The 20886-nt window shown below is 70.7% G+C and carries 13 protein-coding genes and 1 pseudogene; 11 read left to right on the top strand and 3 right to left on the bottom strand.

All coding sequences use genetic code 11. From position 1 onward, the window contains the following. Positions 1-21 precede the first annotated feature (21 nt). From ACZ7GZ_RS15145 to ACZ7GZ_RS15135, 3 genes are all read right to left on the bottom strand, one after another. Complete coding sequence (locus ACZ7GZ_RS15145; protein WP_471024321.1) at positions 22-453, bottom strand: SHOCT domain-containing protein; 432 nt, start codon at positions 451-453, stop codon at positions 22-24. 66 nt (positions 454-519) lie between these two features. Further along, a complete protein-coding gene (locus ACZ7GZ_RS15140) occupies positions 520-1938 on the bottom strand; it encodes an MFS transporter (protein WP_471024320.1) in 1419 nt (472 codons plus the stop codon). Then, the gene (locus tag ACZ7GZ_RS15135; protein ID WP_471024319.1) at positions 1931-3841 is read right to left on the bottom strand and encodes a glycoside hydrolase family 15 protein; all 1911 of its coding nucleotides are present in this window, start codon (positions 3839-3841) and stop codon (positions 1931-1933) included. Before ACZ7GZ_RS15135 ends, ACZ7GZ_RS15140 begins: the two co-directional genes overlap by 8 nt. Before the next feature lie 310 nt (positions 3842-4151). Here ACZ7GZ_RS15135 and ACZ7GZ_RS15130 point away from each other — a divergent pair. The 11 genes and pseudogenes from ACZ7GZ_RS15130 to ACZ7GZ_RS15080 all read left to right on the top strand — a co-directional run. After that, positions 4152-4409 (top strand): annotated as a pseudogene (locus tag ACZ7GZ_RS15130) (penicillin-binding transpeptidase domain-containing protein); the annotation flags it as partial. A gap of 581 nt (positions 4410-4990) precedes the next feature. Next, positions 4991-6469, top strand: coding sequence for a sugar transferase (locus ACZ7GZ_RS15125; protein WP_471024317.1), 1479 nt, complete (start codon positions 4991-4993; stop codon positions 6467-6469). A gap of 74 nt (positions 6470-6543) precedes the next feature. After that, positions 6544-7860, top strand: coding sequence for a nucleotide sugar dehydrogenase (locus ACZ7GZ_RS15120; protein ID WP_471024315.1), 1317 nt, complete (start codon positions 6544-6546; stop codon positions 7858-7860). Next, positions 7850-9115, top strand: coding sequence for a glycosyltransferase family 4 protein (locus tag ACZ7GZ_RS15115; RefSeq protein WP_471024314.1), 1266 nt, complete (start codon positions 7850-7852; stop codon positions 9113-9115). The genes ACZ7GZ_RS15120 and ACZ7GZ_RS15115 overlap by 11 nt, the downstream gene beginning before the upstream one ends. Beyond that, positions 9112-10488, top strand: a complete 1377-nt coding sequence (locus tag ACZ7GZ_RS15110; RefSeq protein ID WP_471024313.1) for a Wzz/FepE/Etk N-terminal domain-containing protein — start codon at positions 9112-9114, stop codon at positions 10486-10488. Before ACZ7GZ_RS15115 ends, ACZ7GZ_RS15110 begins: the two co-directional genes overlap by 4 nt. After that, positions 10488-12008, top strand: a complete 1521-nt coding sequence (locus ACZ7GZ_RS15105; RefSeq protein ID WP_471024312.1) for a Wzz/FepE/Etk N-terminal domain-containing protein — start codon at positions 10488-10490, stop codon at positions 12006-12008. Before ACZ7GZ_RS15110 ends, ACZ7GZ_RS15105 begins: the two co-directional genes overlap by 1 nt. Positions 12009-12011: 3 nt before the next feature. Then, on the top strand, positions 12012-13946 hold the full coding sequence (gene asnB, locus ACZ7GZ_RS15100) for an asparagine synthase (glutamine-hydrolyzing) (RefSeq protein ID WP_471024310.1): 1935 nt from the start codon (positions 12012-12014) through the stop codon (positions 13944-13946). 17 nt (positions 13947-13963) lie between these two features. Continuing rightward, positions 13964-16135 carry a bi-domain-containing oxidoreductase gene (locus ACZ7GZ_RS15095; protein WP_471024309.1) on the top strand — a complete coding sequence of 724 codons (2172 nt, stop codon included), beginning with the start codon at positions 13964-13966 and terminating at the stop codon, positions 16133-16135. Continuing rightward, positions 16132-18099, top strand: a complete 1968-nt coding sequence (locus ACZ7GZ_RS15090) for an alginate lyase family protein (protein WP_471024308.1) — start codon at positions 16132-16134, stop codon at positions 18097-18099. Before ACZ7GZ_RS15095 ends, ACZ7GZ_RS15090 begins: the two co-directional genes overlap by 4 nt. Before the next feature lie 8 nt (positions 18100-18107). Further along, a complete protein-coding gene (locus ACZ7GZ_RS15085; RefSeq protein ID WP_471024306.1) occupies positions 18108-19652 on the top strand; it encodes a right-handed parallel beta-helix repeat-containing protein in 1545 nt (514 codons plus the stop codon). Position 19653: 1 nt separating this feature from the next. Next, entirely contained in the window at positions 19654-20886 is a 1233-nt protein-coding gene (locus ACZ7GZ_RS15080) for an O-antigen ligase domain-containing protein (protein ID WP_471024305.1), read from the top strand.

The raw sequence follows: 20886 nt of genomic DNA, 5'->3' as shown, positions 1-20886 counted from the left end.
GTGGAAAGGCCCCTGACGCGGTCAGACACCACCACGGCCACCGCTCAGGACCAGTTCCTTCGCGCGGACGAACTCCTCCTCCGTGATGTCGCCGTGTTCCCTCATCGCGGACAGCTTCGCCAGTTCCTCGGCGCTGCTGGGCCGAGCACCGCTCGCCGCCTCGCGGACGTGGATGTCGAACTCCTTCTGCCGCGCCCGCACGTACGCCAGCTCGCGTTGACCCATGGTCTTCCCACGAGCGATCAGATAGACAAGAACGCCCAGGAACGGCAGCACGATGACGAAAGTGAGCCAGCCGGCCTTGCCCCACCCGCCCATATCGTCGTCGCGGAAGATGTCGAGGACGATTCTGAACAGCAGGAAGAACCACATGACCCACAGGGCGATCCAGAGGACAGTCCAGAAGGCGCTCAGCAACGGGTAGTCGTACGCCAGGTACATGTGCGAGTTCATGGTCGTTTCTCCCATACGGTCCGCGGACATCGGATCCGTCACCCTCAGTGTGTGCACGCCAACGGGCTACGCCACCTCACCCGGAACGGGTGAGTGCCGTGTCCCCGGTGGGCCGGTCCCCCGCGGGAGGAGTGCTGCGGCGGCCAGGCCGCCGAGCCCTATGACGGCCAGTGCGATCATCGCGGCGGCGTAGGCCCCCTTGGTCAGCCCGGAGACCAGGATGGTGCCGGCTATGGCCGTGCCGAAGGAGGAGCCGAGGTTGGACACGCTGCGGGACAGGCCCGAGATCTCCCCCTGCTGCTCCTCGGGGAAGCTCGACTGCACGACGTTGACCGACGGGGTCAGCATGACACCGAGACCGAGTCCGATCAGCAGGAGCCCGGGAACGAAGGCCCAGGCGGTCGGATAGGCGGCGACCAGGGCGATCAGAACCGCTACGCCGACGATGCAGACGACGAAACCGGCCATGATGAGCGAGCGCTGGGAACGCCGTCTGGCCAGTCGCTCGGCGGACAGCGACGTGACCAGCAGCCCCAGTGTGGCCGCGGTGAAGACGACTCCGGTCTGTATGGCGTCGTAGTGGCGTACGACCTGGAGGTAGGCCGCCACCGTGAAGGACGAGCCCAGGAGCATCAGCCATTGGACGTTCTGGGTGATGAGCCCGAGGTTGGATGTGCGGTTGCGGAACAGGGAGAGCGACAGCAGTGGTTCCTCCCCGGAGGCTTCCTTGGCGCGTGCGGAGCGGAAGAACCACCACAGGACGAGTGCGCCGAGGACCAGCAGCGCGATCATGAGCCAGATGTTGTTGTCCGCGGCCAGGATGCCCATGACGACGAGAACGAGACCGGCGGCGGACAGGACCGCTCCCGCGGTGTCGAACGACCGGGTCGGATCGGGCGGGAGCGGATCGTCGATGCGGCGGCTGAGGATGACGATCACTGCGATGACCAGGGCCTGGAACACGAAGGCCGCGCGCCAGCTGATCCAGGTGGTGATGAGTCCGCCGATCAGCGGTCCGGCAGCAGCGCCGATGCCACCCAGCGCCATGATGACCCCGAAGGCGCGGGCCCTCGAGGTCACGTCCGGGTACAGGAGAGTCGTGAGGATGTAGACCGGTGGGATGAGCAGGGCGGTGCCGACACCTTCGAGTATCGAGTTGCCCAGGATCAGGACGCCGAGCCCCGGGGATGCCGCGCTCAGCAGGGCGCCTGCCGCGTAGACGACGAGGCCGGCCAGGAAGCAGCGCTTGCGGCCGTAGCGGTCGGTCAGCTTGCCGCCGGGGATCATCAGCGCCGCCATCACCAGCAGGAAGACGGTGATCGCCACCTGTACGCCTTGGACAGTGGTGTCCAGGTCCCTGCTGATGTCGTTGATCATCACGTTCATGTTGGAGCCGGCGAAGCTGCAGATGAACTGCGCGAGGGCCAGGGCGGCCAGGACACGCCCGTGTCCTGCCCGCTCCTTCCGCGCGACAGTCTCAACCATGCGTGTCTCCGGTCGTGCCCTCGGCGGGCGTGGTGAGGCCGTGGGTCGCCGGACGCCGGTGACCGCCGGTCGGGGGCCTGGTCGCCGCCTTGCCCAGTTCCTCGTCGAGCGCCATGGCCGCGGTGACCAGAGCGAGGTGGGTGAACGCCTGGGGGAAGTTGCCGAGCTGTTCACCCGAGGGGCCGATCTCCTCGGCGAACAAGCCGACGTGGTTGGCGTAGGTGAGCATCTTGTCGAAGGCGTGCCGGGCCTCGTTGAGCCTGCCGCTGCGGGCGAGGGCCTCGACGTAGAAGAAACTGCACAGGTTGAAGGTGCCCTCCGAGCCGCGCAGGCCGTCGGGGGATGCCGCGGGGTCGTAGCGGTAGACGAGGCTGTCGCTGACCAGTTCCTCGTCCATGGCGTCGAGAGTGCTGAGCCAGTCGGGGTCTCGTGGCGCGAGGAAGCCGACCTTCGGCATGAGCAGGAGTGAGGCGTCCAGGACATCGGTGTCGTAGTGCTGTACGAAGGCCCGCCGCTTGTCGTGCCAGCCGCGCTGCAGGATCTGCTCGAAGACGGCGTCCCGGGCACGGGTCCAGCGGGCGGTGTCGGCCGGGCGGGAGAAGCGGGTGGCCGCTTGGATGCCGCGGTCGAAGGCCACCCATGTCATCAGCCGGCTGAAGGTGAAGTTCTCCCGTCCCCCACGGGTCTCCCAGATGCCCTCGTCCGGCCGGTCCCAGTGGTCGGCGAGCCAGTCCAGGACCCCGCTGAGCGCCTTCCACCCACGAAGCGCACCCATGTCGTCGCCAACGACCAGGGCATCCGAGCCCTCGCCGTAGATGTCGAGCTGCAGCTGATCGGCGGCAGCGTTGCCGGCCCGCACCGGACGCGAGCCCTGATAGCCCTCCAGGTGGTCGAGGATCTCCTCGGTCAGGTGGGGCTCGCCGTCGACTCGGTACATGATCTGCAGGGGGTCGCCGGAGGCCGTGGGCCCGGCCTCGATGCGGTCGCGCAACCAGTGACGGAAAGCCTGCGCCTCTTCGTGGAATCCCAAGTCGATCAGTGCTCTGACGGACAGCGCGGCGTCACGGATCCACGTGTAGCGGTAGTCCCAGTTGCGCTCACCGCCGATCTGCTCCGGCAGTCCCATCGTCGCGGCGGCGATGGGCGCCCCGGTGGGGCGGTAGGTGAGGAGCTTGAGCGTGATCGCCGATCGGTTGACGACGTCCTGCCATCGTCCGCGGTACGTGCAGGCGCGCAGCCACGACAGCCAGTACGTGCGACAGGTCTCGAATGCGTCGGCGACCTCTTCGAGAGAAGGCGGCTGGGGAACGGGAGCGCCGCTTGCCGTGCTGGTCAGCACGGCCGCGGCGGCCTGGCCGGCGGAAAGGGTGAAGCGGGCGGTGACGTCGTCGCCGTCGACTCCGAGCGGGAATCCGGTGGTGGACCGGACGTGCAGGTCGGCACCCGGTCCGCGGAAGACCACAGAATGTTCGTCGGCCCGTTCGAGTGTGTGGGAGGCCCTGCCGTAGTCGAAGCGTGGGCGGCAGGCGAAGGTGAAGGCCATACTGCCCCGCACGACACGGGCGACCCTGACCAGACGGTGGGTGTCCTCGGGCGCCGGCGATTCTATGGGCGTCATGAAGTCGGCCACCTCACCGACGCCGCCGGGCCCCATGAACCGCGTGACCAGGATGGCCGTGTCGGACAGATACAGCTGCCGGGTGGTCATGCCGTCGCCGTCCGGGAGCTCGGCGGCCAGACGGCAGTGTCCCCCGCGTTCGCTGTCCAGCAGTGACGCGAAGAGGCTGGGCGAGTCGAAGCGGGGCGTGCACCACCAGTCGAGGATTCCGTCGGAGGACACAAGGGCGGCTGTCTGAAGGTCGCCGATCATGCCGTGCTCGGCAATGGGCGGATATCGGTACATGTAACCTCCCGCGACTGCGCACATGTGCGCCCGGCAGCCGTCGTCTCCGGGCCCGCCAGGGTCCAAGATTCCGGCAAGCACGGTGGATGTCGCCTCACCCGTCGCGGGTGAAAGCGGTGACAGGGCGCAGCCGCACAGGCGCCGACGCGTCGGCGGCGCCTGTGACGAGCTCCGGCTTGAGGACCTCGACGCAGTTGGGGGCCATCCATTCCGCCACGCCGGTGACGGGTATGGCGGGGTCAGCTGTCGCCGGGTGTCTGAGGCAGGGACATGCGAACCGGGTCGAGCATGGCGGCCAGTCCGGTGGGGCGTCACGCAACTGCGCGAGATGATGCGTACCACCGTCACCGACGGCACGGCGAGAAGCCTGTCCGGCCTCTCGGGTGACATCGGCGCGAAGACCGGTACCGCGGAGGTCTCCGACGGCGAACCCGACAACGGATGGCTCGTCGCCTACCGCGGCAACGTGGCCGTGGCGTGCGTCGTGGAACAGGGAATCACCGGCGGTGGCTCCGCCGGCCCCATCATCCACAGCCTGCTGGCCGCTGTTCCCGCCGACGCCTCCTGAGGACCGCGAGCACGTGACAGCCGCGGGCAACGGCGCCAGATCCTCCCGGAGTCAACGGGCGCGTGGCGCAACGAGGCGCCGTAGAACGCCCGTTGCAACTAGCCGATCCTCACAGCTTGAGCACAAATTACATACATCCCCCTCTTCATACCGGCCCCGATGGTCTAGATTGACCGTGCTTCAGCTATTCGGGCACGAGGCGACCAGTAATGATCTATAGGTCCGGCGCTACGGAAAGCCGGCAGTCGCGTCCCCGGCGCCAGACGTGGGGGTGATCGGTTCTTGAAACCCGAGGGGGGCCTTGGGTGCGGGGAGCACCCGTGGTTTCGACGGTTTCACGCGCGCCTCGAGAGTCTGGCAGGGCATGCGCGTCCGCTGCCGCCAGGGTGCGTTGGTCAAGTGGCTCTGACGTAGCCGGGGTGTCATGCGCGGGGGGCGGGGGCCTCCCGCGGGGAGGAACAGCGCGGCACGGGGGGGGTGGGGGCCTCCCGAGGGGCGGAACAGTGCGGGGGGCGCCGCCCTCCGGGGGGAGGAACAGTGTGGGGCGAAGACGTCGAGCCACTGGGGACCTGGGGGGTTCTGTGCGGCGAGGGGGATTAGTCAGCCCGTCTCCGTCGGCGCGCGGGCGTCTGGCGAACGGGGCGATCAGCCAGCCCGCTATCGACTGGGAGCAGCGGTACCGCCGTACTGTGATCACCGGCGATACCGTGGCCACCGCCTTCGTGGTGGCGGCGATCGGCAATTTCTTCGGGGCCCGGGACGCGGCCAACTGGCATGAGAAGTGGGGGATTCTCGCATTCTGCACCGAGCTGCTGGTGCTGGGGGCGCTTGCGGTGACCCGGTCGTGGGCTCCGGCCGTGCTCGGCCAGGGCGCCGAGGAATTCCGCCGGCTCGGACGCTCACTGTTCACGGCGACCGTCGTACTGGCGCTCGGCGGGATCGCCCTCACCTCGCGCAACATCAAGCTCTGGATCTTCGTCGCGATCCCCGCGATCGCGTTCGTCACCATGACCGCGCGGTATCTGCTGCGCCTCTGGCTGCACAAACAGCGGAAGCAAGGACGGTGTCTGAGACCGGTGCTCGCTGCCGGGAGCCCGGCCACCGTGCGCGACCTGATCACTCGAACCCGCAAGTTCCCGCACATCGGCTGGCGGGTCGATGCGGTGTGCACGACGGACGGTCGCGGGCTCGACGGTGACCAACTGGACGGAGTGCGGGTCGTCGGCCGGCTGGCGGACGTCGCCAAGCACGTCCGCCACGACGGCTACCGTGTCGTCGCGGTCACCCCGGACCCGCACTGGTCACCGGACCGGCTGCAGCGGCTGGCCTGGAACCTCGAAGGCAGCGACGCCGAGATGGTCGTGGCCCCCGTGCTGATGGAGGTGGCCGGCCCGCGGCTGCACGTCGACGCGGTGCTCGGGATCCCGCTGCTGCGGGTCAGCATGCCGACCTTCACCGGGGGCCGCCGGGCGGTCAAAGGGGTCGTCGACCGGATGGGCGCAGCGATTCTGCTGATGCTGTTCGCGCCGCTGATGGTGTTCGTCGGGCTGCTCGTGCTGATGGACAGCCGGGGCGGGGCGTTCTACCGCCAGCGCAGGGTCGGCAAGGACGGCCGCGAGTTCACCATTCTCAAGTTCCGCACCATGGTCGCCGGGGCTGACAGGGCACGTGCCGGACTGGCCGACCGCAACGAGGGCGCCGGCCTGCTGTTCAAGCTCCGCCGGGATCCGCGGGTGACCCGGGTGGGAGCGGTGCTGCGCCGGTACTCGATCGACGAGCTCCCGCAGCTCTTCAACGTGCTCACCGGATCGATGTCGCTCGTCGGTCCGCGTCCTCCGCTACCGGAGGAGTGCGCTGCGTACGGGCCGGACATCCGGCGGCGGCTGCTGGTCAAGCCCGGACTCACGGGTCTGTGGCAGATCAGCGGACGCAGTGACCTGCCGTGGGAGGAGGCGGTCCGGCTGGACCTGCGGTACGTGGAGGACTGGTCGCTCGCCCTGGACACAGTGATCTTGTGGAAGACGCTGCGTGCGGTGGTCCAAGGGCAGGGGGCCTATTGATGCGCGGGGGTCGTCGTACGGCCGGCGTGCGGACCGCAGGCCGTAAGGGCCTGACTAGGGGGGAGGGACGGGTCATGAGAATCAGCGTCTTCGGGCTCGGCTACGTGGGCTGCGTGTCGGCCGCGTGCCTGGCGAGCCTGGGTCACGAGGTCATCGGGGTGGACGTCAACCAGGTGAAGGTCGACCTGGTCAACGACGGCAAGGCCCCGGTGGTCGAGGAGCGGATCGGCGAGCTCATCGCCGAGGTCGTGCGGACCGGAGCGTTACGCGCTACCGGCGACGTCCGCGAGGCGATCAGGGGCAGCGAGGTGTCGCTGGTCTGCGTGGGCACACCGTCGGAGCCCAACGGCAGCCTGTGCACCACGTACCTGGAGCGGGTCAGCGAGCAGATCGGCGCCGCGCTCGCCGAGCGGGGTGGGCGGCACACCGTCGTGTTCCGCAGCACCATGCTCCCGGGCACCTGCCTGAACGTGCTGGTGCCGATCCTGGAGAAGTACGTCGGCGGCACGGCCGGGGTGGACATCGGGGTCGCGGTCAACCCGGAGTTCCTGCGCGAGGGCACGAGCGTGCGGGACTTCTTCGACCCGCCCAAGACCGTCATCGGCGAGCTCGACCCGGCAAGCGGCGATGCGGTGATGGCGCTGTACGACGGCCTGCCCGGCGAGGTGTTCCGGGTGCCGGTCCCGACGGCCGAGGCGATCAAGTACGCGGACAACGCGTTCCACGGCCTCAAGATCGGCTTCGCGAACGAGCTGGGCGCGGTGTGCCAGGCGCTCGGGGTGGACTCGCACCAGGTGATGGACGTGTTCCTGGCCGACCGCAAGCTGAACATCAGCCCCGCCTACCTGCGGCCCGGCTTCGCCTTCGGTGGCTCCTGCCTGCCCAAGGACCTGCGCAGCCTGGTCCACGCGGCGCGGCGGGCCGACGTCTCGGTGCCCATCCTCTCCCACGTGCTGGCCTCCAACTCCGACCATCTGCAGCGCGCGGTGGACCTGGTCGAGCGCACCGGCAAGCGCCGGGTGGGCCTGTTCGGGCTGTCCTTCAAACCCGGCACCGACGACCTCCGCGAGAGCCCGCTCGTCGAGCTGGCGGAGAGGCTCTTCGGCAAGGGGTACGACCTGCGGATCCACGACGCCAACGTGAGCCTCTCCCGGCTGATGGGCGCGAACCGCGAGTACATCGAGAGCCGGCTGCCGCACCTCGCGCAGCTGCTCGCGGACTCCGTCGACGAGGTGCTCGAGCACGCCGAGGTGTGCCTGGTCGGGACCAGGGATCCGGCCGTGCTGTCGTCGCTGCCCCATGGGGACGGCCCGGTGATCGTCGACCTCATCCGCCTTCCCGACGCCGAGACGCGCCGGACCGAACCGGGGTACATAGGCCTTGCCTGGTAACGCGACCAGCGGCGACGGGCCGGACCGGCGCGCGCTGATCCTGGTGGAGAACCTGTCGGTGCCCTTCGACCGGCGGGTGTGGCAGGAGTGCACGACGCTGCGCGACGCGGGCTGGGAGGTGCACGTCATCTGTCCCCGGGGGGAGAAGCGGGACACGGAGCCGGAGGCGGTGATCGACGGGGTGCGGATCCACCGCTACCCGTTACGCGCGGCCACCGGAGGGCCGGCCGGCTACCTGCGGGAGTACGGATCGGCGTTGTGGCACACGGTCCGGCTGGCCCGCAAGGTCGGCCCGGTCGACGTGGTCCACGCCTGCAACCCGCCCGACCTGCTGTTCCTGCCGGCCCTGTGGCTGAAGCGGCGCGGCGCGCGGTTCGTCTTCGACCAGCACGACCTGGTACCCGAGCTGTACCTCTCCCGGTTCGACCGCGGCGAGGACCTGCTCTACCGCGCCGTGTGCGCGCTGGAACGGCGGACCTACCGGGCCGCGGACGTCGTGCTCGCCACGAACGAGAGCTACCGGGACGTCGCGGTACGCCGTGGCGGCCGGCGGCCGGAGGATGTCTTCGTGGTGCGCAGCGCGCCAGCGATCGACCGGTTCCAACCGGTACCGCCCGAGCCGCAGTTGAGGCGCGGCAAGCCTCATCTGTTGTGCTACCTCGGGGTCATGGGCCCTCAGGACGGCGTCGACTACGCCTTGCGGGCCCTTGCGAAGCTGCGCGACGACCTCGGGCGGACCGACTGGCACGCGGTGTTCGTCGGCGCCGGGGACGCCTTCGACGCGATGGTGGAGCTGTCCGGGCGGCTCGGTCTCTCCGGGCAGGTGCAGTTCACCGGGCGCATTCCGGACGCCGACCTGGTGCGCTACCTGTCCACCGCGGACGTGTGCCTCTCCCCCGACCCGCGCAATCCGCTCAACGACGTGTCGACCATGAACAAGGTCCTGGAGTACATGGCGATGGGCCGGCCGATCGTCTCGTTCGACCTGAAGGAGGCGCGCGTCTCCGCCGGTGACGCCGCCGTCTACGCGCCCGCGAACGACGAGGCCGAGTTCGCCGAGCTCATCGCGCTGCTCCTGGACGATCCGGAGAAGCGGGCCCGGATGGGCAAGATCGGCCAGGAGCGGATCAGCGGGCAGCTTTCCTGGCGGAACTCACAAGCGTCGCTGCTCGCCGCCTACGCCGCTGCCTGCCGTGACCGTCCTCCGGTGCCGGCAGGTGGGCCGGTCCGTACGGGGAAGAGGCCGCGCCATTGAGTGATGACACGATCCGCCTGGTCACGATCGGACGGATTCTCCGTCGGCGGTGGCGGCTTCTCGCCGTCCTCGCCGTGGTGGGCGCGCTCGTCGGCCACGGCACCTCGTTGCTGCTGTTTCCGCCGCGGTACACGACGTCGGCATCGGTCCTGCTGCCGGGCCAGTGGGAAGAGCGCGAACTGCTGACACAGGTGGACATCGCGACCAGCTCGGCGGTCGTCGACCGTACGGCCGCCGCGCTCGGCTGGGGCGTCAGCGGCGCCGATCTGCGAGACCGGGTGAGCGCCAAGGCCGCCGACGGGAACATCATCGAGATCTCGGGTACAGCCGACACCCCGGAGCACGCGCAGCGGCTCTCCGACCAGGTGGCCCAGCAATTCGTCACCTTCGCCGCGCGGATCACAGGCGGCGGCACCGGCCCGGAAGCGGCTACGGGGGCCGAGGCGCTGCGACAGAAGGTGGCGGAGACCAACCGCCGCATCACCGACCTGGCCGATGCGGCGGATCCGGGGCAGACCGTGGAGAGCGTGCAGGCCCGTACCGAGCTGGAGAAGCTGCGCACCGCGCTGCAGGAGGCCATGAAGAAGCTGGACGAGGCCGACCCGTCGACCAGCAAGGCCAACAGGGCCAGCATGGTCGTCATGGGGCCGGCGGCCCGGCCGGCCGGCGAGGCACCGCCGACGAGGATGCAGCTCATCGTCGCCGGGGCGCTGCTGTTCTTCCTGCTCGCGGTCATCGGCCATCTCGCCGTCGCACGGGTGAATCGCCGGCTGCGGACCGAACCGGAGATCGCCGCCGCGCTGGGCTCGCCGCTCCTCGGCACCGTCGACGTGCCTGGTGAACGGAGCGCGCACCGGCCGGAGGGCGGTGGCTCACGGGCCTGGATCCGCCGGCTCCTCGGCATCGACACCCGGTGGGACACACCGACCCCGCTCAGGTCCGGCGACGAGGCCGGCAGACGGCTGCGCTACCGGCGGGTGTGCGTTCGCCTCCGGAACCAGCTGCCGGCCCCCCGGCGGCTGCTGGTCGTCGTACCGGACGGCGACGAGATCGCCCGCCGGGCCGCCGGGGAACTCGTCGCCGAGGCCAAGAGCGATCCGCTGCTGCGGGTGGTGGAGGTTTCGGTGGACCGGCCGATCGTGCCGGACCGCGACACCGAGTCCGGAGCCGTGGTCGTCCTCAGCGCGGGCGGCTGGACCGCAGAGGAGCTCGCCGGCATCGCCGAGGCGTGTGCGGACGGCGGGCATGAGGTCGTCGGCATCGTCGTCGCCGGCACGGTCCGGGCCCGCCCGACGCGGACCGCCGGCCGTGCTCCGGATGAGGCCACTCTGGCGCTCGCGGTTCGCGGCCACGCGACGGGGGGTTCAGTGTGATGACGAGCAAGACCCCGGAGTCGTCGGCCGCCGCTCCGCTCCTCGACCTGCAGGCGCTGGTGGTGGCGGTACGCAGGCGCCGCCGTCTCTGGTGCACCCTGGCGCTGCTGGGGCTGCTGGTCGGCGCGGCGGTGGCGGTCCTGCTGCCACCGCCGCCGACCGCCACGACCAAGGTGCTGGTCGCGCACCAGGAGGACCAGCCGAACGACACCGGAACGCTGATCCGCACCGACGTCCAGCTGCTGGGGACCACGCGCATCGCCGAACAGGCCCTGCGGTCCCTCAAGTCCCCGGAAAAACCGGAAGACTTCATGCGGGACTACCGGGGTACCGGACTGACCAACAACCTGCTGCAGATCGACGTGACAGGTGACACCGACGCGGAAGCGGTGGCCCGGGCCAAGGCACTGGCCGACGCGTTCGTCGCGGACCATGTGAAGCGCATACGGGACACCGCGGACGCCGAGGCCAAGGCCCTGCTCGACCAGCGTGACCGCATGCAGAACGAGCTCGCCGAGGTCAACAAGGAGATCGGCGGCCGATCGCCGGACAGTGACCCGAAAGCGTCGGCGAGCATCGAGTCGCTCTTCGCCCGCCGGGCCGATCTCACTTCGCGGATCGCCGATTTCGCCCAGCGCGCCGAGGAGGCGCGCGTCGGCACGCCCCAGCTCATCGTCGGCACGCAGGTCGTGGACGCGCCGCGCGCGGTGCGGCACTCCCTGCCCAAGGCCGCCGGTACCAACGCGGTGATCGGGCTCGTCCTCGGGCTCGTCCTCGGGCTCGCGCTGGCCGCGGTCAGTACGGTGGTGGCAGACCGCCCCGTGCTGCGCCGGGACATCGCGGCGAACCTCGGCGCCTCGGTCATCGCGGAGCTGCCCCGCCGGTCGGGCAGGCTGTGGCAGCGCCGGCGGACCCGGGCGGCGCGCGAACGGCTCACCGGGACCCTGGCCCGCACCGTGCGCGGCTCCGCGGAGCCGCTGTCGCTGCTGGAACTGGGCTGTGCGCGCGACACGAGCGTGATCGCCCTGGACGTCGCCAGGGCGCTGGCGGCGGAGGGGCCGGTGGTCGTCGTCGACGGTCTGCCCGGCCCGCAGCTGGCGGGCCGCCGCCCGAGGCGAGGAGACCCGACCGTGGTCAGCGGCGAGCGGGCCGCGGCCGTGTCGCATCACGAGGGCCGGCTCGGCGTCGGCTCGGTGGCGCCCGGCACGGCGTGGACCGACCTCCAGTACCTCGGCACCCAGACCGTGCTCGTCGTGCGTGCCGGGCACGGCAGCGCCGCATGGCTGCACACCGTGGCGCGGCAGCTCGCGGACCAGTGCATTGCGGTGATCGGTGTGGTGCTGATCGACCCCGATCCGCGGGACCGGACCGACGGCACGCTGTGGGACGGGCTGCACATCGCGCTGCGGGGCCATGGCGAGCGGACGGCCCGGCAGCAGAAGGGGACGGGCCGGCGGCGGACGGAGCGGCAGCCGATGTGGGCCGCACGGGTCCCGGACAACGACCAGGAGGCGCGGTAGGACATGTGTGGCATCGCAGGCACTTACCGATGGCCGGACGGGAAGGTCGTGACCGACCGGCTCACCGATACCCTCGCCCACCGCGGTCCGGACGGGGCGGGCCGGTACGGCCACCCCGTCGGTGACGGCGAAGTGCACCTCGGGCACCGTCGGCTGGCCGTCATCGACCTGTCCGAGACCGGCGCCCAGCCGATGGTCTCGGACGGCCTCGCCCTGACCTACAACGGCGAGCTGTACAACGCGCCCGAGCTGCGTGCCGAGCTGGCAGCCGCCGGGGTGCGCTTCCGCGGTACCTCGGACACCGAGGTGCTCCTCGAGGCCTGGCGGCACTGGGGCACCGACTGCCTGCCCCGGCTGCGCGGCATGTTCGCGTTCGGGATCTTCGACGAACGCACCGGTGAACTGGTCCTGGCCCGCGACCAGTTGGGCATCAAGCCGCTGTTCCTGCTCCGGCGCGGCGAGGGCCTGGTGTTCGCCTCCGAGCTGAAGGCGCTCGCCGCCGCCACCGGCGGCAAGCTGGAAGTGGACCACGCGGCGCTGGTGGCCTCACTGCTGTACTACTGGGTGCCGGACTCTCGGTGCGCGTTCCGCGAGGCGGAGAAGCTGCCGCCGGGGAGCTGGCTGAGGTGCCGGCCCGACGGCCGGGTGGAACGCGGCCGGTTCTGGCATCTCAAGGACGTCGCCGCGGAGGGCCGGGAGCGGGCCCGGGCCGGCGAGCAGCCGGACGTGGCCGCCATCGTCGAGGAGTCGACCCGACGCCATCTGCTGTCCGACGTACCCGTGGCGACCTTCCTCTCCGGCGGCCTCGACTCCAGCTACCTGACCGCGCTGGCGGCCCGCGACCGACCCGGGATCTCCGCGTACACGATCGGGTTCCGCGCCGAGGACGCCAGGTTCGAGGCAATGCCGGACGACCTGCGCTATGCCCGGCAGGTGGCCCGGCGGTTCGGCGTCGACCTGCATGAGATCGAGATCGCTCCGAACGTGCTCGAGCTGCTGCCGCGGATGACGTACCACCTGGACGAGCCGATCGGCGACCCCGCCGCGATCAACACCTTCCTGATCTGCTCGGCCGCCCGGGAGGCCGGGGTCAAGGTGATGCTCTCGGGGATGGGCGCCGACGAGCTGTTCGCCGGGTACCGCAAACACCTGGCCAACCTGCTCGCGCTGCGCTACCAGCGCGTCCCGCGGCCCCTGCGCCGCGGCCTGTCCAGGGCCGTGGACCGGCTGCCGGTCGCCACGTCCCGCCGGGGGTACCGGTCGGTGCGCTTCGCGAAGCGGTTCCTCTCCTTCGCGGATCTGCCGGAGGAGACCGCGTTCCGGCGCAGCTACACCATGTACGACCGGGACGAGCTGCTCGCCCTTGTCGATCCGGACCTGGCCGGGACGGTCGACGACGTGCTGACCGAACACGCGGACGTCTACGAGGACAACGACCTGGACGACTTCGTCAACCGCATGTGCCTGGGCGACGCCCGGATGTTCCTGCCGGGCCTGAACCTCACGTACACGGACCGGTCGAGCATGGCGGCGTCGACCGAGGTGCGGGTGCCGTACGTGGACGTCGAGGTGGTCAAGGCGGCGTTCGCCGTGCCCGGCCATCGCAAGATCGTCGGACGGCAGGGCAAGGCCGTCCTCAAGGAGGCGGCCACCTCGATCCTGCCCCGGGAGATCGTGTACCGGCCCAAGGGCCTGTTCAGCGCCCCGCTGCGCGCCTGGATGAGCCGGGACCTGGCTCCGCTGGTGCGCGAGGTGGTCAACGACGGCGAGCTCGTCCGTTCCGGGTTCCTGCGCCGCGACGCCCTGACGCGCATGGTCGCCGAGGACGCCGCCGGGCAGCAGGACTTCTCCAAGCATCTGTGGCACGTACTGACCCTCGAGTACTGGTATCGCGACGCGACCTCCGGGTCCGGCCAGAGCACTCGGTTGACGGCTTAGGAATCACAGGAGTTCGTGTGAAGCAGGTTGTGCAGAACTACAAGAGCGGCGAGCTGGCGGTACTCGACGTTCCGGTGCCGGGGTGCAAGCCGGGCGGTGTGCTGGTCCGCAGCGCCTACTCGCTGATCTCCACCGGGACCGAGCTCATGAAGGTGTCCGAGGCCGGCATGTCGATGCTGGGCAAGGCCCGCTCCCGGCCCGACCAGGTGGCCAAGGTCGTGCAGAGCGTGGCCACCAACGGGGTGCCCGCCACCTACCGCAAGGTGATGGGCAAGCTGGACTCCTACACGCCGCTGGGCTACTCGCTGTGCGGGGTGGTCGAGCAGGTCGGCGCCGGCATCGACGACGTGAAGGTCGGCGACCTCGTGGCCTGTGCCGGCAACGAGCACGCGTTGCACGCCGAGTTGAACTGGGTGCCGAGGAACCTCTACACCCCGGTGCCGGACGGCCTCGCGCCGCGGCACGCGGCCTTCGGCACCGTCGGGTCGATCGCGATGCAGGGCGTCCGCCAAGGCGAGCCACAGCTCGGCGAGGTGGCGCTGGTCATCGGCCTCGGCCTGATCGGGCAGCTGGTGGTGCAGCTTCTCGCCGCCTCGGGAGTCCGCGTCGTCGGCGCCGACCCGGACCCGGTGCGCTGCGAGCTCGCCGAGCGCCTGGGCGCCGCGGCCTGCGGCGACCCGGCGTCCGCGGCCGTGGAAGCCGCCGTCGCCGAACTCACCTGCGGTCACGGCGTGGACCAGGTGTACCTGGCCGCCGGCGGGGGCAGCAACCAGCCCGTCGAGCTGGCCGCCCGGCTGAGCCGGGACCGCGGCCGGGTCGTCGACATCGGCAAGTGCCGCCTGGACCTGCCGTGGAACGCGTACTACGAGAAAGAGCTCGACGTCCGGTTCTCCCGCAGTTACGGCCCCGGGCGCTACGACCCGGAGTACGAGCTGGAGGGGCGCGACTACCCGATCGGCTACGTGCGCTGGACCGAGCGCCGCAACCTGGCGTGCTTCCTCGATCTCCTCGCCCGCGGCAGCGTCGACGTGGAGCCCCTGGTTTCCCACGTCGCCGACTTCGACGACGCCGTCGAGACGTACCGGAGCCTGAAGGACGGCGGCCTGAAGGCCGTGGCTGTGCTGTTCCGGTACCCCGGACAACGGGTGGAAGCGGAGGCCCCGGCGGTGGCCGTGCCCACCGTGGGCGGGAAGCCGAGTCCCGCCCGGGCCGCGAAGACGCCGGTACGGCTGGCGTTCGTCGGCGCGGGGAACTACGCGACGTCGATGCTGCTGCCGCACCTGACACAGCGCGACGGCGTCGAGTTGTCGACGGTCGTCACCACGACGGCGCTGTCCGCGGCCAACGCGAAGCGGAAGTTCGGCTTCGCCGAGGCGACCACCGATCTCGACGCCGTTCTCGGCGACACGTCCATCGACGCGGTGTTCGTGGTCACCCGGCACAGCTCGCACGCCGAACTGACCCGGAAGGCACTGCTGGCCGGCAAGACCGTGTTCGTGGAGAAGCCCCTGGCCCTCAGCGAGGACGAGCTGGCCGGCGTACTCGCGGCGGTGGAGGAGTCCGGCAACGACCGGCTGCAGGTCGGCTTCAACCGCCGGTTCGCACCGCTGCTGCAGGAGGCCAGGAAGCGGTTCGGCGCCCGCACGGGTCCGGCGAGCCTGCGCTACCTGGTCAACGCGGGCCGGCTGCAGCACGGCAGCTGGTACCTCCACCAGGGCACCGAGGGCTCGCGGTTCGCCGGCGAGGGCGGACACTTCATCGACACCACGAGCTGGCTGCTCGATGCCGACCCGGTCTCCGTGTACGCGGTCGCCACGTCCGGCAACGAGGACCTGCAGGTCGTCCTGCGCTACCCGGACGGGTCCACCGCCACCATCAGCTACGTCACCACCGGCGCGCCGGGCTTCCCCAAGGAGACGCTGGACCTGGTCGCGGACGGCAAGGTGCTGCGGCTGGACGACTTCGTCCGTGCCTCGGTCCACGGCCGCAGGAAGTGGGTCAGTTCACGGCTGCCCAAGGCCCGGGACAAGGGCCAGAACGCCGAACTGGCCGCGTTCATCAAGGCCGTGCGGACCGGCGGGCCGATGCCGGTACCGCTCCAGTCGCTGGTCGCCACCACGGCGGCCACCCTCGCCGTGCAGGCCGGTCTGGCCGGCGGTGCGCCGGTGACACTGGAGCGGGCGCGATGACCATGAGCGCGGGCTGGTACCTGCGGCGGCTGTCCCGGATGGGCCCGCGGGAGGTCGGCGGCCGGCTGGGCGACGCGGTGCGCAGGCGGCGGTGGCGGTCGGCGCGGCCGGACTGCCCGAGCGTGACCGGCGCCCGGTTCACCGCGGTACTGCCCGCCGGGACGATCGCCGCCATACCGCCGGATGCCGCGAAACGTCTCATCGCCCAGGCGGACCGGCTGATGTACGGGCACGCCGAGTACTTCGGGGTGGTCCGCGACGACCTGACCGACCCGGACTGGTGGTGCGACCCGAAGACCGGGCGCCGGGCTCCATGGGGCTACGCCTTCGACGTGCCGTACCGGAACGAGGACGCCGTCGGGGACATCAAGCAGATCTGGGAGCTGTCCCGGCACCAGTACCTCACCGTGCTCGCCGCCGCCTACGCGATCACCGGGAACGAGCGGTACGCCGAGCGCGTGGCCGAGCACCTGCGGTCGTGGTGGGCGGCCAACCCACCGCTGCGCGGCGTGCACTGGATCAGCGGCATCGAGCTGGGCATCCGACTGCTGTCCTGGGTGTGGATCCGCCGGCTGCTCGACGGCTGGCCGGGCGCGGCCGGGCTGTTCGAGGGCAACCCGGTGGCGCTGAACCAGATCTGGCACCACCAGCGCTGGCTGGCCGCCTTCCCCAGCCGGGGGTCTTCGGCGAACAACCACGTCATCGCCGAGGCCGCCGGGCAGTTCGCGGCGGCCTGCGCGTTCGGGTGGTTCCCCTCCTCGGCGCGCTGGCGAGCCGACGCGCTGCGGTCGCTGGAGCGGCATCTGCGCGGCAACACCTTCGGCTCCGGCCTCAACCGCGAGCTGGCCACCGAGTATCACGGACTGGTGCTGGAGCTCGGCCTGGCCGCGGTGGCCGAGGCCGATGCCGCGGGCAGGCCGGTCCCCGCGTCGATCCGGCTGGTGCTGCTGCGGATGACCGACGCTCTCGCGGCGGTCGTGGACAGCCGGTTACGGCCGCCGCGCCAGGGGGACGCGGACGACGGGCACGGTCTGGTCGTGGACGGCGCGGGCACAAACCGCTGGGCCTCCCTGCTGGCCACCGGGGACGCCGTGTTCGGTCGGCTCGCCTGGTGGCCGGCGGTGACCGGCACCGATGTGCGCACCCCGCTGCTGGCCGCGCTCATCCGGCCGTACTCGGAATCCGGAACCGCACCGGCCGTGACCCGCCCGGCAAGCCGACCGGCGCATTTCGCCGACGCGGGCATGACCATCCTGCGTGGTCCGGAGGAGATCTGGTGCCGCTGCGACGGTGGTCCGCACGGATTCCTGTCCATCGCCGCGCATGCTCACGCGGACGCGCTGTCCGTGGAGGTCCGGCACGACGGGGTCGACGTGCTCGCCGACCCGGGGACGTTCTGCTACCACGGGCAGCCCGAGTGGCGGCAGTACTTCCGGTCGACCCTCGGCCACAACACCCTGCAACTGGACGGCGGTGACCAGTCCGTCTCCGGCGGCCCGTTCCTGTGGACCCGGCATGCCCGCAGCCGCGTCCTGGCCGCGGACACGTCCGGCGCCTCCTCCGGGGGGACGGCCCGCTGGTGCGCCGAGCACGACGGTTACCAGCGCTCCGTGCACCGCCGCCGGGTCGAGCTGACGGCCGCGAGCCAGGAGCTGCGGGTGGTCGACGAGGTGCGCGGCCCGCGCCGGGACGTACGCCTGGCGTTCCACCTCGGCCCGGCGATCGCCGCGGACCTGGTGGAGAACCGGGCAGTGCTCACCTGGACCCGGGACGGCGAGGACCGCTCCGCGGTGCTCCACCTGCCCGGACAGCTGAACTGGCGGGCGCATCGCGGTGAGGCCGACCCGCCGCTGGGCTGGTACTCCGCCGGCTTCGGGCGCAAGGAACCCGCCACCACGCTGGTCGGCACCGGCGTCACCGACGGCACGGAGGGCTTCACCACCGTCCTCAGGTTCCGCGGCTAGGGGGGCGCGTGGGGATCAGGATGCGGCACTGGGTGTGGGCGGCGGCACCGCTGACGCTGGCCCTGCTGACGACGACCGGCTGTGAGAGCGTGCCGGGCGCGCGGGCGGATCCGACCGCTGCGCCGACCACGTCCGTGGCCCGGACGCCATCCACGTCCGTGGCCCGGGTGTGCGCCAAGCCCGCGGCCGGGCCGGCGAAGGCTCCGGCGGGCGCGGTGACGGTCGACCCCGCGGTGACCGGTGACCTGGCTGCGAAGACCAAGAGCAGCCCGCCGAACACCACGTTCTGGCTTCGACCGGGCAAGCACAGGCTCGAGCCGGACCGCTACGCCCAGGTCATCCCCAAGGACGGGGACACCTATATCGGCGCGCCGGGCGCGGTGCTCGACGGCCGGAAGACCAACCAGTACGCGTTCGGCGGCACCGCCCGCAACGTCACCATCCGCTACCTGACCGTGCAGGGTTTCGTCGCGCCGCAGAACGAGGGCGTGGTCAACCATGACTCGGCCGACGGGTGGATGATCGAGCACGCGACGATCCAGCACAACTCCGGCGCCGGGCTGATGGCCGGTGCCCGCCAGCGGGTCCGCGCCAACTGCCTGCGAGGCAACGGTCAGTACGGCATGAACGCGTACAAGGACGGCGACCCCGTCCGCGGCCTGGTGATCGAGGGCAACGAGATCGTGGGCAACAACACAGACGACTGGGAGCGGCGGCGAAAGGGCTGCGGCTGCACCGGAGGCGTCAAGTTCTGGGCCGTCAACGGCGCCGACATACGCGGCAACTGGGTGCACGACAACCGCGGAGCCGGGTTGTGGGCGGACACGAACAACAACGACTTCCGCATCGAGGACAACCTCTTCGAGGCCAACGACGGTGCCGCGCTGATCTACGAGACCAGCTACAACGCGGTCATCCGGAACAACACGATCCGGCGGAACAACTGGGTCGAGGGCCGCAGGTACGCCGACCGCGGCGACAACTTCCCGTACGCGACCGTCTACCTGTCCGAGTCCGGCGGAGAACCACGGATCCGAGCCCGCACCGACAAGATCGAGATCTACCGGAACGTGCTGGAGGACAACTGGTCCGGGATCACCCTGTGGGAGAACGCCGACCGGTTCTGCAACAGCCCGGCCAACACCTCGTCCGGTGACTGCACCCTGCTGGTGAAGAACACCCACCGCTGTGTACAGCCGGCGATCGCCAAGGCACCGCTGTACGCCGACTGCCGGTGGAAGACCCAGCGGGTGGACATCCACGGCAACCGCTTCGAGCTGGACACGTCCGTCGTCAAGTGCACGGAGGAGTGTGACCGCATGGCGGTGCTGGCCAACTACGGCACCTATCCGAACTGGTCGCCGTACCGGGGCGAGCGGGTGGCCGAGGCGATCACACAGAAGCAGCACAACCGCTGGCACGACAACGTCTACGTCGGACCATGGGAATTCGTCGCCTACGACCCGAGCCGGGTACTCGACTCCGGGCAGTGGCAGGGCACGCCGTACCAGCAGGACGCGGGCAGCACCTTCCGCGCAGGGGACGGTGGTTGAGATGGACACCGACCACACGCCGAAGATCGTCGGGACGGTCTGGGGGCTGCTGGTCCTCAACACGCTCGGCTCCGCCGGGGCGAAGACCATCGTCCCGCTGCCCCGCTCCCTCATCCAGATGGTCACCATGGGCGCGCTGGTCACCGCGTTCGCGCTGGCACTCGTGATCAATCTCCGGCTGCGCATCCGGGCCAGCGCCTACGTGTTCCTGCTCACCCTGCTGCTGGTGGCGAGCGTGATCTCCAGCGCGAACCTGGAGTCCGGGTTCGGCGCGCTGTTCCGCTGCTTCCGGCTGGCTCTCTTCGTCGGCACGCTGTGGCTGCTGAGCCGCTGGTGGGACGGCGGCCTGACGTTCGTCCGGCACCACATCCGGATGTACTTCGCGGTCCTCGGGTCGGTGGCCGCCGGCCTGGTCGTCTCACCGGGCGCGGCTCTGCCCGATCTCTACGGCGGGCGGCTGGTCGGCGCGTTGTGGCCGCTCACCCCGCCGCAGATCGGACAGTACGCCGCGGTGATCATCGGGCTCACCGTGCTGCTCGTACTGGGCGGCCGGACCGACAGGACCAGCGCGGTGGTGGTCATCGTGCCGTCATTCGTGCTGCTCGCGCTGACCCATACCCGGACCGCCACGCTCGGCCTGTTCATCGGGCTGGCGGTGGCGATCGGCTCGCTCGTCCTGACCAGCGCCGCCGCCCGCCGGTTCTTCACCTGGACGGTACTGTGCGCCGTGGTGGCCGCGGTGGGGTTCGCCTCCGCGCTGCAGGCGTGGTTCCTGCGCGGACAGAGCAAGGAGAACTTCTCCAACCTCACCGGTCGGGCCAAGGTCTGGGACGCCCTGCTGGCCGCGCCCCGGTCGACCTCGCAGCAGGTGTTCGGCGTGGGCCTGGGCGACAAGTCGTTCGGCGGGCTGCCGATCGACAACAGCTGGCTGGCCGTCTACAACGAGCAGGGTCTGGTCGGCGTCGCCCTCGTCGCGGCGGTCGTCATCGTGCTGGGCGGCGTCGCGTTGCTGCGGCCACCGTCGCTGCAGAGGGCCTGCGCGATCTTCCTGATCAGCTACTGCGCGATCGCGTCGTACACCGAGGCCGGTCTCGGCGACGCCTCGCCGTATCTGCTGCATCTGGCCCTGGCCGCCTCGCTCCTTGCGGTACCTGCCCCGGCCGCTCCCGTCTCGACGCTCGAAGTCCCTGGACGGCGCATCCCGCGATGGGCCCGGAGATCGGAGGTGGGGTGA

The organism is Streptomyces sp. NPDC037288 (genome assembly GCF_055603265.1).
Note: the sequence above shows the minus strand (reverse complement) of the source record. Positions and strands in the feature narration are given on the sequence as shown.